Here is a 12,727-nt window from a genome sequence, read left to right on the forward strand (position 1 = left end):
AAGCCGCCCGGCAGGTCAACGGTAAAACCCGAAAACTCGAACGCGCGCCGAGAACTCGGCGCGCGTTTGCTCAAAATCACAACGACCTGCCTGTAAAATGCCCACAGGCCCGATCAGTTGAGGTGCGCGATCGCACTGATCTCCACCAACTGCTCGGGCGAAGCCAGCCCGGTGACGCCGATCAGCGAACCGGCGGGCCGGTGATCGCCGACATAGCGCTTGAACAACGCAATGCACGGTTCAACGTGCGCCTGTACGTCGGTCAGGTAGATCTCCACATACGCCAGGTTCGAACGTTCGGCGCCGAATCCCGCCAATACCCGATCCAGGTTGTCCAACGTCTGTTGGGTTTGCCGTTCGATATCGCCCGCGCCGATAAACTCACCCTGCATATCATGGGAAAATTGCCCCGAAATGTAGAGGGTGTCTTTGACGCGAACGCCTTGGGACACGCCATTCTCCTCTTCCCAAATGACCCCGTGATGGTAGTGCGTGATGCCGTTTTTCATGCTGCTTCTCCAACCGTTTATCGTTTCCATGACGACTATAATCGTTTGATTGGCGAATGAATGTCGTCACTGAAACGACATTGACTATGCAGTTAATTAATTGAATATGTTAAATTAATTATCTTATCACCGGCTCTCGGGGGGCGGCATGCTGCGGGCGAATCTCAATGACATTCAGGTTTTCATGGCCGTCGTCGACGCCGGCAGTTTTGTCGCCGGCGGACAGACGATGGGGCTATCGCGCTCGGCGGCGGGCAAGGCCATCGCGCGTCTGGAGCAGCGGCTGAGCGTGCGGCTGTTGCATCGCACCACGCGTTCGCTTGGCCTGACCGACGAGGGGCGAGAGTTTTATCGGCGCGGTCTGCAGATCCTCGCTTCGGTCGACGACGCCGAGGCCAGCGTGGCCGGCGACAAAGGCACCGCACGCGGGGTGCTGCGGCTGACCGCTCCCGCCGCCTTCGGCAGACGGATCCTGTTGCCGCTGGTGCCGAAATTTCTCGTCGCCTGGCCTGAGGTGCAGGTGGAGATCAGTTTTTCCGATCGCCTGGCGGATATCGTGGAAGAAGGATTTGATTTGGCGGTGCGGATTGGCGTCACGGCGCCGGATACCCGGCTGGTGTCCAGAACCCTCGCCAGGTATCGCGCCCTGCTGTGCGCCTCCCCCGCCTACCTCGCCGCCCGTGGCGAACCGCAAACCGTCGAGTCGCTCGCCGGGCACGAGGCTCTGCTGTTCAGTAGCCGCAACCAAAAACAGCCCTGGCGGCTGCGCGACGAGCGCGGCGAATGGGTCAAGGCCCCGGTGCGCGGCCGCCTGCGGCTGGACAGTGGGGAAGCGTTACGCGATGCCGCTCTGTCCGGGTTGGGCATCGCGTATCTGCCGGAGTTTATGATTGCGGAGGACTTGGCCGCCGGCCGTCTGCGGCAGGTGTTGCGCGCCGTGGCGGGTGAAGAAGTCAGGATTGTGGCGCTCTATCCGAATAAGCGCCTGCTGGAACCCCGCGTCAGGCGCTTTCTCGATCTGTTGGTGGATACGCTCGGCGGCTGAGACCTTACCCGCCTTTACGCATATGCGGCTCACGCATCTCCTGCGCGGTTTTTGCCTCGATGCTCAGTTCCGCCGTCGGGCGCAGCAGCAGGCGCGCCAGCCCGATGGGTTCGCCGGTTTCCCGGCAGTAGCCGTATTCGCCGTTCTGCAAGCGCGCCAGCGCCGCATCGATTTTCGGCAACAGGCGGCTTTCGCGATCCAGCTGGCGGAACAACAGGCGCAGATCCTCTTCGCGCGCCGCCTTATCGGCCTCATCGCCCGTCGCTTCGCCGCCGTCGATCTCTTTTTTCAGCTCATCGATGTGCAGCAGCAGCTTTTGCCGCTCATCCTGCAGCAGCTGACGGAAAAACGCCCGTTGAACCGAGTTCATATAATCAGAATCCGGCATGGCCAGCAGTTGCTGCGCATCCGGTAATGCCATCACAGTCATTGCGTTCTCCGAACATTGAAAGTGTAATATTATAACATAATAATTATTTTTAACACCCGGTCATCCTAAAACAAAATCTCATGTGTAAACAGCAGGTTAAATGCAATTCGCACTTTGTCGCTTGCATCCTGCCGGCTTTAGGCGGTTAATGACTGAGCAAGCCACCCAATCATAGGTAACGAGAGGCCATCATGAGTAAGGGAATGGATAGCAAAAAAAATGCGAAGAAGAAGCCGTTGAAAACCCCAGCTGAGAAACGTGCGGAGAAACGCGCCAAAAAAGCGCATCCGTCTGGTGAGTAAGCGTCCTTCCATCCGTCATTAAACCCGCCAAGGCGGGTTTTTTATTGCCTCACAGGAGAGATGGCCAATGCCCTGCTTTACCCTCGCCGCCGCCCAATACCCCGCCGCTGCGGCCGATATCGCCAGCAACCTTGAACGTCACCTGGAATTTATCGCGCAGGCAGCCGAACAGCAGGTGCAACTGCTGGTGTTTCCCGAACTGTCGCTAAGCGGCTATGAGTTGGCCAATGCTGCCGAACTGGCGCTGACGCTGGGCGATCCCCGCCTGCAACCGCTCAGTGCAGCGGCGCAATCGCGGCAGATGACGATCATCGTCGGCGCGCCTTTGCACAGTGGCCAGGCGCTGCATATCGCCGCCTTGATCTTTCACCCCAACGGCACGGTGGCCGTCTATACCAAACAGCATCTGCACGGCGCGGAACAGCAATTCTTCTCGCCCGGTGAGGGCGGCCCGTTGCTGGAAATACAGCAGCAACGTATCGCGCTGGCCATCTGCGCCGACACTTCGGAACCTGGCCACGCAAGCGCCGCCGCACGGGCGGGCGCGCAGATTTATGCCGCCGGCGTGCTGGTATCTGAAGCCGGTTACGCGAAAGACAGTGCCGCGCTGGCAGGCTATGCCCGGCGTTACCGCATGGTCACGCTGATGGCCAACCATGCGGCGCCGACCGGCGGCTGGATCCCGGCGGGCCACAGCGCCATCTGGGATAATACGGGAGAGCTTCTGGTTGCCGCGCCGGATGACGCTCCTGGGCTGATCATCGCCGGCAAGACTTCCGACGGTTGGCACGGCCGCCTGTGCCGGTTAAGCTGAAGCCTGACGGCAACGCGGAGGAAAGCATGACGTTACGCGTAATAGATACCGAAACCTGCGGGCTGGAGGGCGGCGTGGTGGAAGTGGCCTCCCTCGATCTGCTCGACGGCCAGTTAACCAATCCGATGAGCGATCTGATCAGCCCCGACCGCCCCATCAGCCTCGACGCGATGGCGATTCATCACATCACCGAACAGATGGTGGAAGGCAAACCGCGCATCGCGGTGGCGATCGGCCGCTATCAGGGCAGCCCCTACTATGTGGCGCACAACGCCGCCTTTGATCGCGGGGTGTTGCCGGAGATGAACGGCGCCTGGATCTGCACCCTCAAGCTGGCGCGCACGCTGTATCCGGACATCAAGTACGGCAACCAGTATCTGCGCTACGCGCTGAACCTGGACGTGCAGCTGCCGGCAGACGCCACGCTGTACCCGCACCGCGCGCTGTACGACTGCTACGTCACCGCCGCGCTGCTGCAACGCATCATCAAGGATTCGGGCTGGACGCCGGAGCAAATGGTGCAGATCACCGAACAGCCGGTGCTGCTGAAGAAATTCAAATTCGGCAAGTATCGCGGGCAGGAAATCGAACGCATCGCTCAGGAAGATCCCGGCTATCTGCGCTGGATGCTGAAGTCCATCGACGATCTGAGCCCGGACATGAAGCACACGCTGAAATACTATCTGATTGGCTAGCACAGCGGGCGGCGCAGGCCGCCCGCTGTTCGCCGTTACTCCGCCAGCGCCAGAATGAAGGCGTACTCCAGCGCAATATCCTCATAGGCCTTGAAGCGGCCGGATTTGCCGCCGTGACCGGCATCCATGTCGGTATACAACAGCAACTGCCGGTCGTCGGTTTTCAGCTCGCGCAGCTTGGCCACCCACTTGGCCGGCTCCCAATACTGCACTTGCGAATCGTGCAGACCGGTGGTCACCAGCAGATGCGGGTATGCCTGCGCTTTCACCTGATCGTACGGGCTGTACTGTTTGATGTAGTCGTAATAGGCCTGCTCGTTCGGGTTACCCCACTCGTCGTATTCGCCGGTGGTCAGCGGGATGGACTCATCCAGCATGGTGGTCACCACGTCGACGAACGGCACCTGCGCCACCACGCCGTGGAACAGCTGCGGCGCCTGGTTGATCACTGCGCCCATCAGCAGACCGCCGGCGCTGCCGCCCATGGCGAACACCCGCTTGCCGTCGCCGTACCCCTGGGCGATCAGCGTTTCGGTCACGTCGATAAAATCGTTGAAGGTGTTCTGCTTGTTGAACAGTTTGCCGTCTTCATACCACAGCTGCCCCAGCTCGCCGCCGCCGCGAATGTGCGCCAGCGCGAACACGACACCGCGATCCAGCAGGCTCAGGCGGCTGGCGCTGAACGCCGGATCCATGCTGCTGCCGTAAGAACCGTAGCCGTACACCATCAGCGGGTTGGCGCCGCGCTGGAAGCTGTCCTGGCGATACACCAGCGAAACCGGCACCTCGACGCCGTCGCGCGCCTTCACCCACACCCGCTCGCTGCGGTAGTTTTCCGGCGTGAAGTTCTTCACCTCCTGCTGTTTGAGCATCGTCCGCTCGCCGCTGTCCATGTTCAGCTCGTACAGCGTGGTCGGGGTGGTCATCGACGAATAGCCGTAGCGCAGCAGCGCGGTTTCCGGATCCGGGTTATACGCCAGCCAGGTGGTGTAGGTCGGATCGTCGAAGGCGATGCGCTTCTCTTCGCCCGTCTGCCAGTGGATCTGGCGCAGCAGCGTCAGGCCGGCATTGCGCTCTTCCACCACCAACCAATCGCGGAACAGGCTGAAGCCCTCCAGCATCACGTCGGCGCGCGGGGCGATCAGCGTCTGCCACTGCGCTTCGTCCGCCTGCTCGCTCTGGTACAGGCCAAAGTTCTTGCCGTCCTTGTTGGAGCGGATATAGAAATGCTGGTGATAGTGATCGATAGCGTACTCGTGATCCTTGCGGCGCGGCACGAACAGCTGCGGCTTGGCGTCCGCACGATCGGCGTCCAACAGCAGGATCTCCGAGGTGGTGGTGCTGCTCAGGTGGATCAGGATAAAGCGCTCGGAGGTGGTCTTCTCCAGCCCGACGTAAAAGGTATCGTCCAGCTCTTCGTAAATCAGCTCGTCCTGCTGCGGATCGCTGCCCACCACGTGGCGATAAACCTGATACGGCAACAGCGTCTTGGCGTGCTTGCGCACGTAGTACACCGTCGAGGAGTCGTTGGCCCACTCGAAGCTGCCGGAGGTGTTTTCCAGCACTTCGTCGGCCCAGCTGCCGTCGGCCAGGTTCTTGAAACGAATGTCATACTGGCGGCGCGACAGGAAATCCTCCGCCACCCCCAGCCGCTGGTTGTCGGGGCTGACGTCCAGCCCGCCCAGGGTATAAAACTCGTGGTTCTCGGCGCGCTGGTTGCCGTCGATAAGCACCTCCCAGTGCTCACTCTCGGCCTGCGGCTGGCGCACGGAAATCGCGTATTCGTTGCCCGGCTCGTAGCGCGTCTGATAGCGATAGCCATGGCGCACGTAAGGCACCGAATGTTCCTGCTGCGGAATGCGCGCCACCATCTCTTCGTACAGAGTTTCGCGCAGCGCCTGCTGCGGCTTCAGCATCGCATCGGTGTAGGCGTTCTCCGCCTGCAGGTAGTCCAGCACCTGGCGGTCCGCGCGCTCATCGTCGCGCAGCCAGTAGTAGTCATCCACGCGCGTATCGCCGTGGATGGTGATGGGATAAGGGCGTTTTTCCGCTTTTGGTGGGGTCATCATTGCTAAATCATCCGCTTACATAGATTGCGGCAAGAGTGACACGATTCCCCCCGGCTTGCCAAGCGGCGCTACGCCAGCTCGCGCTTTTTCTCGTTGACGTCGCTCTCGATGCCCTGCTTGACGTCCGCCGGGATCTTCAGCGCCTGCGCCAGCGCATCGAGGTAGCCGCGCTCCATAAAGTGATCGACGTCGATCACCAGACAACTCAGGTAGTAAACCTCCAGCGCCTCGTCTTCGTTTTGCACGCTGCGGGCGATCAATGCCGGGTTGAGCGGCTGATCGAGCGCTTCCTGCACCCAGCCCTGCGCCTCTTCCCCCACCTGCAGCTGCGACAGGCTGTGATCGATGGCGCGCTGCTCGTCGGCATCGATATGGCCGTCGCTCTTGGCGGCGAACACCAGCGCCTGCACCAAACGCTTGGCGCGCAGATCCACCGGCGTGGTTTGCAAACCGAACTGCGGTTCGTCCTGATGGGTCTCTTTCACCCGCTGCTTATACTTGTTCCACAGCACCGCGCCCACCGCCGCGCTGCCGCCGATAATCAGCGCATTCTTGCCGAATTTGCCCACCAGCTTGCGCGAAGATTTGTTGGCCAACAGCACGCCGACCAGGCCGCCCAGCGCCGTGGGCGCCAGCAGTTTGCCGATGCCTTCCGCCCCGCCCATCGCACCGGCCTTCTGCCCGATCAACGTTTGAATCTGCTGCATCCAGTTACTTTTCATCATCTACCCCTTGCGTGAGAAAACGCGGCGCGCAGGCGCGGCCGAACCGACGGTAAACCGCCAGATTAGGGGATCTTTTGTCAATTTACGTCTGGGGGATGCAAACCTGTGTTTAGCGGGCCGGACGGCCCGCCTGGATGGCTGCGGCGTTACGCGTCTTCGTCGCCCGCTTCGTCGTCCTGCTCGTACTCCGCCAGCTCGTCGCGCATCGCCTGGATGGCGTCGCGGGTCATCAGCGCCAGCGTGCGGTAGAAACCGGTGGTGGCGTGCGCTTCCACTTTACCGAGGAAGCGGCCGCACCACGGCAGCAGAAACTCGTCGAACAGCGCGATCTGCGCCTGCGCTTCATCCTCCTGCGACTGATCTTCCAGCCAGGAGGCCGCCAGCAGCAGTTGGCCGAAATGGTCGGCCGGCGCCTCCGCCAGCGGCATGCCGCGCTGCTGCAGGAAGGTGCGCACTTCCGCTTCGCTGGCGCCTTCGACGTAGTCGGAGCGGAACGGCGACACGCTGCACTCGCTGCCGACGAACATCGCGTTGAAGTCGGTCGCCAGCTGGTTGACGTCACAGCCCTGTTGCAGGCGCTTCAGCAGCTCATCCTGCTCCAGCGGCCAGTGCTGCTGCAGCTTGCCCTCTTTGATCAGCGCGAACAGCGGCACCAACAGCGGATCCTGCGGCTGGCGGTAGAACAGCGTACCCAGCACGCGGCAGACAATCGAAAACTCATTCATGATAAGGCCTTATACAATACGGAAAATTTTGCCGGGACGATGTCACAAATCGGCCAATTCCGCAATCGCCGGCTTGCCGCGCCGCTCGAGAAAATCCAGCAACCGGCGCGGGCTGACGTTAAGAATGCGCGCTTGTGGGAAGCCCACCTCTTCGATGATGCGCTCGCAGTGCTCGAAATTACCCAGTGAAAAAGCGACGTGCGAATCCGAACCCAGCGCCAGCCAGCCGCCGGCGTCGCGCACCGCGGCGGCGATCGCCCGGCAGTTGGCCTCGCTGCCCTTGCGGGAATGGGTGAACGACGAGTTATTCAGCTCCAGCGCCACTTCGTATTTGGCGGCGGCCGCCGCGACGGCGGGAATGTCGATCGGGTAACGCGGGTTGCCGGGGTGGCTGATGATATGCACGTCCCCCTGCGCCATCGCGGCGATCATCGCTTCAGTATTGGACGCTTTATCCTGCGGCGCAAACACCGGCTCGTGGAAACCGGCGATGATCACGTCGGTGGCGGTCAGCATCGGGCCGGTGCAGTCGATATCGCCCTGCAGGTTTTTGATGTTGGCTTCGATGCCGCGCAAGATGCCCACGCCGTTCACCCGGCGCGGCCACACGTGCATGTTCATAAAGTGCCAGTAGTGCGGCGCATCGGCCATGTCCGGGCCGTGATCGGTGATGGCGAACAGCTTGATGCCCTTCTGCTGGGCTTCGGCGATGTAATCGTGCAGCGTGCTGTAAGCGTGGGTGCTGGCGACGGTGTGCATGTGCAAATCAACGGGGTACATTGTTTCTCCTTCCAGAGGGCCCGCCCGCAAAGGTACGGGCAGGCGCGATGACGATAACAGCTTATCAGTTACCGAACGGCGGCTGAAGGATCAGTATCCCCGTTGCCTGTCGACCACGCCGGCCGGGGCATGCCCCGCCTCCAGCGCGCGAATGTTGGCGGCGATCTGATCCATCGCCTGCTGCGGCAACGTGATGGCAGCAATATGCGGGGTAATGGTGACACGCGGATGACGCCAGAACGGATGATCCTGCGGCAGCGGCTCGCGGGCGAACACGTCCAGCGTGGCGGCGGCCAGCTGCCCCTGCTCGAGCGCCGCCAGCAGATCGGCTTCCACCAGATGCGCGCCGCGCGCGATGTTGATGAGATAGGCGCCCGTGCTCAACTGCGCGAACAGCTCGCGGTTGAGGATGCCGACGGTCTCCGGCGTATTGGGCAGTAGATTGATGAGCAGTTTGACGCCGTCGAGGAAGGCCGCGCGCTGCGCCTCCCCGGCGAAGCTTTGCACGCCGTCGATCTGTTTGGCGCTGCGGCTCCAACAGCGCACGCGAAAGCCAAACTCGGTCAGCTTGCGCGCCACGCTCTGCCCCAACACGCCGGCGCCGAGGATGCCGATGGTGAAATCATCCAGCGAGTGAGGATCGAGCGGCTGCCATTCCTGCCGCTGCTGGAGCGCCTGATACTCGTCGAAACGGCGGAAATAACGCAGCGCATAGCTCAGCGCATATTCCTGCATCTGCTGCGCCATGCCGGTATCCTCCAGCCGCAGCAGCGGCACGCCGGCGGGCAGCGTGCCGGGGTGTTTGCGTTCCTGATCAAGAATGGCGTCGACGCCGGCGCCGAGGGCGAACACCGCTTTCAGATCGCGGCGGTTGGCCAGCATCTCGTGCGGCGGGCGCCACACCAGCGCGTAATCGGCCGGCCGCTCGTCGCCGCGCTGCCACTCGCGGATCTCGGCCTGCGGCAGGCGTTGCTTGATGCCGGCCAGCCATTCCTGGGCGTTAAACAAGGGGTGGTAATAAATGATGTTCATGCTGCGGGCTCCCGTTTGTTTTTATTGGTTTTCCTCCAGCCTTCCGCGATTCGCCGCCGGATGCAAGCGTTAAAGCCCAAAATAAAAACAGCCCCGACCAGTGGGGCTGTTGCGCATGCTCGTCAATCAGGCGGCAGACGGACCGTCGCGCCGGATAAGGCGCCGCAACAGCGGAATGAGGATCAGCATCGCCACGCCGACGCCCGTCGCCCCCCAGCCCAGCGCGCTGAAGATTTCGCTGTAGCCGGGATTGGTTTGCAGCGGCGTGCTGCCGCTGTTTTCCGGCATCAGGCCGGAGACGTAGCCCGCCAGCACCGAGGCGACGCCGGTCACCATCATCCAGCAGCCCATCATCACGCCCTGATAGCGCGGCGGCGCCAGCTTGCCGATCATCGCGTAACCGATCGGCGAGATCATCAATTCACCGACGCTTTGCAGCACATAGCTGATGACGATCCATTTAAACGCCACCAGCCCGTCGCCGCCGGCCATGCTGATGCCCAGCGGCAGCACCAGCATGCCAAGCCCGATGCAGAACAGCGATCCGGAGAACTGCAGCGGAATGTCGATGTTGCAGCCGCGAGCGCGCAGGCGGTTGAACCACCAGGCCAGCAGCGGGCCGCCCACCACGATCACCAGCGTGTTGATATTCTGGATCCACTGCGGCGCCACCTGAATGCCGTAAACGTTCAGATTGATGTTGTGCTCGGAGAACAGCATTAGCCCCATCGGCGCCAGCTGGTACAGCGCCCAAAACACCAGCGAGCCCAGCGCCAGGATCAGATAGGCCGCCATTCTGCGGCGCTCATCGCGCGGATGGTGGCGCAGCGTCACCACGCACAGCATCAGGAAGATCAGGGCGCCGAGTACGATCACAAAGTGCCCGCTGAACTCGGCGTGGGTCAGCATCACGCGGATGATCGGCACCAGCGCCACCAGCACCGCCAGCCCGACCAGCATGCGCCAACGGTATTGGCTGCGGCTGGCGTCGTGCAGCGGCGTATTGAGATCCGCCAGAATCCGCCAGCGGCAGACGGCGACGATGATCGCCGCCGCATTGCCCAGCGTGGCGAACAGGAACAGCGCGCGATAGTTTTCCGTCAGTTGGAAATACCCGGCGACGGTAAAGCCAACGAAGAACCCGAGGTTCATGCCGGCGTAGTTCCACAGGAATGCCGATTCGCGCCGGTCATCGTCCGGCTTGAAACGCTGGGTCAGCATCATGTTAATGCAGGTGACGTTAAGGCCGCTGCCGGTCAGAAACATCGCCAGCCCCCAGTACAGCCCCCACACGCCCGCGACGGCAATCAGCGCGCAGCCGAACACCTGCAGCACCATACCGAGCACGAACAGGTTGCGGTTACTGAGGAAACGGCCGCCGAGGTAGCCGCCGAACATGTGCAGACCATAGTTGAAGGCGCCGAACACGCCCATCATGGCGTTGGCGCTGCTTTCGTTGAAGCCCAATCGCTTGGTGGCGTACAGCACCAGCGTGGAGTAAAGCACGGCGAAGCCCAGCGTGGCGAAGATTTGGATGAAGAACAGCGCCCCTGCACCGGGGGGAATGGCATGGCGCGCTTGCGGCGCCGGCATGGCATCTGAAGGAGTCAAAACGAACCTCTACTGCATTATTATGTAATGAGTCTGTCCCTGTCTGCGGTATCGCCGGCCTGTCTCCCGGCAATCTGCGCGGCGTCGTGATGTTCCTTGCCAAAAACGCCGCGCCGACACAATTCCATTTAGCGACACATTTGACTAATAATCCAGTATTAATGCATATAACATCAAACAGAACTATCTCACTGGCGATATATTGAGCTACTTGAACAGAAAAAGGTCAAACAATCGTCTGTCATGAATTCTGGCCGCTGCCTACCCTGCCCGCTGGCGACCGCGAGTGGGAATATCGTTCGGTAAATCAGCAAATTGCTGCAAGTTTGGCTAAACAGTCATGAGAATGAAATAAGAGGGTTGACGCTGAGATCAGATTCTCCTACATTAGCGCCCGTCGACAGCGCAAAGCGTTTTCGACAACAAAACGGTGAGGTGTCTGAGTGGCTGAAGGAGCACGCCTGGAAAGTGTGTATACGCGAAAGTGTATCGAGGGTTCGAACCCCTCTCTCACCGCCAAATTCAAAAGAGAAAGCCTGGATTCGCGTCCAGGCTTTTTTTTGCATGGTGCACCGCCGAGAGGGGCGAGAAGCCTCGACGGGGTTTGACAAAACGCCTGCGTTTTGGACCGCCAACGGCGGCCCGCAGGGTGAGCGCAGCGAATCAAGCCCTCTCTCACCGCCAAATTCAAAGAGAAAGCCTGGATTCGCGTCCAGGCTTTTTTTGCATGGCGCACCGCCGAGAGGGGTGAGAAGCCTCGACAGGGTTCGACAAAACGCCTGCGTTTTGGACCGCCAACGGCGGCCCGCCGCGAACACCTCCCGCCTTACGCTACCGAGGTTCCCCTTTTTCTCGGTTCTCCTCGAACCGCCTCTCTGATTTTCTCGCCCTTTCATGACTTCTGACGTGTAGTTCGCCGCAGTTTTCAGCAAAGTGAACACGGCTTGAGCGGACGAACAAAAACACAGAAATTATTCTTGACCGGATCGGCCCCACTCCCTATAGTAGCGCCCCGTTGCAGCGATGATTTCGCAACAAAAAAATATGGTGAGGTGTCCGAGTGGCTGAAGGAGCACGCCTGGAAAGTGTGTATACGCGAAAGTGTATCGAGGGTTCGAATCCCTCCCTCACCGCCATATTCTAACGAGAAAGCCTGAGCGAAAGTTCAGGCTTTTTTGTATGCATAGCGCACCAACCGGGAGGGTGAGAACCCTCGACAGGGTTCGACAAAACGCTTGCGTTTTGGACCGCCAACGGCGGCCCGCAGGGTGAGCGCAGCGAATCTATCCCTCCCTCACCGCCATACAAAAAAGCCCGAACGCAAATTCAGGCTTTTTTATCCCCACTGCCCAACCGTTCAGTGGTGCGTGCATCTCACCGACGCTGGCTGCGCCAGCGCGCGGCGCCAGTCGCCCGGCGTTTGGCCGAACTGGCGTTTGAAGCTGCGGTTGAACGACTGCTGTGAGTCGAAGCCGAGCGAGATCGCCACGCTCACGATAGGCTCGCCGCTGTTGGCCAGGCGCTCCGCCGACACTTTCAGTTTTTGCATGCGGATATACTCCCCCAGCGCGTAGCCGGTCTGGCGTTTGAACATGCGCTGCAGATGCCATTTGGAATAGCCCGCGCGGTCCGCCACGGTGTTGATATCCAGTTTCTCTTCCAGATTGTTGTCGATCCACGCCTTCAAATCGGTAATAAAGCCCGTAGTGTTCATGCAGATGCTCCCATCATTCGGCAGGGTCACCCTCTGCCCGATGCACATACGTTGCAACAGTTTCGCTTTAAATGCAATTTTTATTATTGCATTTATCGGAAAGCCGCCACTATACTCCACCCAATTAATGTAACCGATATTGATACATTAATGTGACACCAATATGTTTCAAAACCTAACGTTGCGCCATGACAAAGCGCGGCGCCCCTTCCGCCGAACGCCGGCATGAAGGGAAAAGCCCGGAAAACAGGGCTGGGTATGGGGCCAGACAGCGCT

12 protein-coding genes, 2 tRNA genes and 1 other RNA gene are annotated in these 12,727 nt (G+C 60.7%); 6 read left to right on the forward strand and 9 right to left on the reverse strand.

The genetic code is table 11. From position 1 onward, the window contains the following. Positions 1 to 113: 113 nt before the first annotated feature. Positions 114 to 509: a RidA family protein gene (locus ACP39K_RS11815; RefSeq protein WP_048322942.1), complete on the reverse strand. Its 396-nt coding sequence runs from the start codon at positions 507 to 509 to the stop codon at positions 114 to 116. A 148-nt stretch (positions 510 to 657) separates the two neighbouring features. On the opposite strand from ACP39K_RS11815, the gene ACP39K_RS11820 reads away from it, so the two are divergent. Continuing rightward, complete coding sequence (locus ACP39K_RS11820) at positions 658 to 1,554, forward strand: LysR family transcriptional regulator (RefSeq protein WP_004928843.1); 897 nt, start codon at positions 658 to 660, stop codon at positions 1,552 to 1,554. A gap of 4 nt (positions 1,555 to 1,558) precedes the next feature. Here ACP39K_RS11820 and dksA read toward each other — a convergent pair whose 3' ends face one another. Then, positions 1,559 to 1,984 carry an RNA polymerase-binding protein DksA gene (dksA, locus tag ACP39K_RS11825; protein WP_004928840.1) on the reverse strand — a complete coding sequence of 142 codons (426 nt, stop codon included), beginning with the start codon at positions 1,982 to 1,984 and terminating at the stop codon, positions 1,559 to 1,561. Positions 1,985 to 2,353: 369 nt separating this feature from the next. On the opposite strand from dksA, the gene ACP39K_RS11830 reads away from it, so the two are divergent. Together ACP39K_RS11830 and exoX are read left to right on the forward strand one after the other, a co-directional pair. Beyond that, positions 2,354 to 3,100: a carbon-nitrogen hydrolase family protein gene (locus tag ACP39K_RS11830; RefSeq protein ID WP_497008524.1), complete on the forward strand. Its 747-nt coding sequence runs from the start codon at positions 2,354 to 2,356 to the stop codon at positions 3,098 to 3,100. Between the two features lie 26 nt (positions 3,101 to 3,126). Next, positions 3,127 to 3,795: an exodeoxyribonuclease X gene (gene exoX / locus ACP39K_RS11835; protein ID WP_060444442.1), complete on the forward strand. Its 669-nt coding sequence runs from the start codon at positions 3,127 to 3,129 to the stop codon at positions 3,793 to 3,795. A gap of 35 nt (positions 3,796 to 3,830) precedes the next feature. Here the strand turns inward: exoX and ACP39K_RS11840 are convergent, their stop codons facing one another. The 6 genes from ACP39K_RS11840 to ACP39K_RS11865 form a co-directional block, all read right to left on the reverse strand. Then, positions 3,831 to 5,864, reverse strand: a complete 2,034-nt coding sequence (locus tag ACP39K_RS11840; RefSeq protein ID WP_033640669.1) for a S9 family peptidase — start codon at positions 5,862 to 5,864, stop codon at positions 3,831 to 3,833. A 68-nt stretch (positions 5,865 to 5,932) separates the two neighbouring features. Next, positions 5,933 to 6,586: a tellurite resistance TerB family protein gene (locus ACP39K_RS11845; protein WP_033641437.1), complete on the reverse strand. Its 654-nt coding sequence runs from the start codon at positions 6,584 to 6,586 to the stop codon at positions 5,933 to 5,935. Positions 6,587 to 6,735: 149 nt separating this feature from the next. Then, positions 6,736 to 7,314 carry a TorD/DmsD family molecular chaperone gene (locus tag ACP39K_RS11850; RefSeq protein WP_048797007.1) on the reverse strand — a complete coding sequence of 193 codons (579 nt, stop codon included), beginning with the start codon at positions 7,312 to 7,314 and terminating at the stop codon, positions 6,736 to 6,738. A gap of 42 nt (positions 7,315 to 7,356) precedes the next feature. Further along, positions 7,357 to 8,094, reverse strand: a complete 738-nt coding sequence (locus ACP39K_RS11855; RefSeq protein ID WP_033640672.1) for a phosphatase — start codon at positions 8,092 to 8,094, stop codon at positions 7,357 to 7,359. A gap of 90 nt (positions 8,095 to 8,184) precedes the next feature. Next, positions 8,185 to 9,126 carry a glyoxylate/hydroxypyruvate reductase GhrA gene (ghrA, locus tag ACP39K_RS11860; protein WP_033640673.1) on the reverse strand — a complete coding sequence of 314 codons (942 nt, stop codon included), beginning with the start codon at positions 9,124 to 9,126 and terminating at the stop codon, positions 8,185 to 8,187. A 126-nt stretch (positions 9,127 to 9,252) separates the two neighbouring features. Beyond that, a complete protein-coding gene (locus tag ACP39K_RS11865; RefSeq protein ID WP_016928165.1) occupies positions 9,253 to 10,719 on the reverse strand; it encodes a peptide MFS transporter in 1,467 nt (488 codons plus the stop codon). A 447-nt stretch (positions 10,720 to 11,166) separates the two neighbouring features. On the opposite strand from ACP39K_RS11865, the gene ACP39K_RS11870 reads away from it, so the two are divergent. The 3 genes from ACP39K_RS11870 to ACP39K_RS11880 all read left to right on the forward strand — a co-directional run bounded on the left by ACP39K_RS11870 (position 11,167) and on the right by ACP39K_RS11880 (position 12,040). Next, a tRNA-Ser gene (locus tag ACP39K_RS11870) sits at positions 11,167 to 11,256 on the forward strand. Positions 11,257 to 11,783: 527 nt separating this feature from the next. Further along, positions 11,784 to 11,873 (forward strand) — tRNA-Ser (locus tag ACP39K_RS11875). Positions 11,874 to 11,920: 47 nt separating this feature from the next. Beyond that, positions 11,921 to 12,040, forward strand: a non-coding RNA gene (locus ACP39K_RS11880) — RtT sRNA. A 54-nt stretch (positions 12,041 to 12,094) separates the two neighbouring features. Here ACP39K_RS11880 and ACP39K_RS11885 read toward each other — a convergent pair. Then, a complete protein-coding gene (locus tag ACP39K_RS11885; RefSeq protein WP_033640674.1) occupies positions 12,095 to 12,451 on the reverse strand; it encodes a helix-turn-helix domain-containing protein in 357 nt (118 codons plus the stop codon). Positions 12,452 to 12,727: the final 276 nt, after the last annotated feature.

The organism is Serratia sp. EC4, from assembly GCF_059652115.1.

What these genes read in the sequence shown, in the direction of transcription:
- ACP39K_RS11885 (WP_033640674.1), bottom strand. Translation starts at nt 12,451, where the DNA reads ATGAACACTACGGGCTTTATTACCGATTTGAAGGCGTGGATCGACAAC.
- ACP39K_RS11820 (WP_004928843.1), top strand. Translation starts at nt 658, where the DNA reads ATGCTGCGGGCGAATCTCAATGACATTCAGGTTTTCATGGCCGTCGTC.
- dksA (WP_004928840.1), bottom strand. Translation starts at nt 1,984, where the DNA reads ATGACTGTGATGGCATTACCGGATGCGCAGCAACTGCTGGCCATGCCG.
- ACP39K_RS11865 (WP_016928165.1), bottom strand. Translation starts at nt 10,719, where the DNA reads ATGCCGGCGCCGCAAGCGCGCCATGCCATTCCCCCCGGTGCAGGGGCG.
- exoX (WP_060444442.1), top strand. Translation starts at nt 3,127, where the DNA reads ATGACGTTACGCGTAATAGATACCGAAACCTGCGGGCTGGAGGGCGGC.
- ACP39K_RS11815 (WP_048322942.1), bottom strand. Translation starts at nt 509, where the DNA reads ATGAAAAACGGCATCACGCACTACCATCACGGGGTCATTTGGGAAGAG.
- ACP39K_RS11845 (WP_033641437.1), bottom strand. Translation starts at nt 6,586, where the DNA reads ATGAAAAGTAACTGGATGCAGCAGATTCAAACGTTGATCGGGCAGAAG.
- ACP39K_RS11830 (WP_497008524.1), top strand. Translation starts at nt 2,354, where the DNA reads ATGCCCTGCTTTACCCTCGCCGCCGCCCAATACCCCGCCGCTGCGGCC.
- ghrA (WP_033640673.1), bottom strand. Translation starts at nt 9,126, where the DNA reads ATGAACATCATTTATTACCACCCCTTGTTTAACGCCCAGGAATGGCTG.
- ACP39K_RS11855 (WP_033640672.1), bottom strand. Translation starts at nt 8,094, where the DNA reads ATGTACCCCGTTGATTTGCACATGCACACCGTCGCCAGCACCCACGCT.
- ACP39K_RS11850 (WP_048797007.1), bottom strand. Translation starts at nt 7,314, where the DNA reads ATGAATGAGTTTTCGATTGTCTGCCGCGTGCTGGGTACGCTGTTCTAC.
- ACP39K_RS11840 (WP_033640669.1), bottom strand. Translation starts at nt 5,864, where the DNA reads ATGATGACCCCACCAAAAGCGGAAAAACGCCCTTATCCCATCACCATC.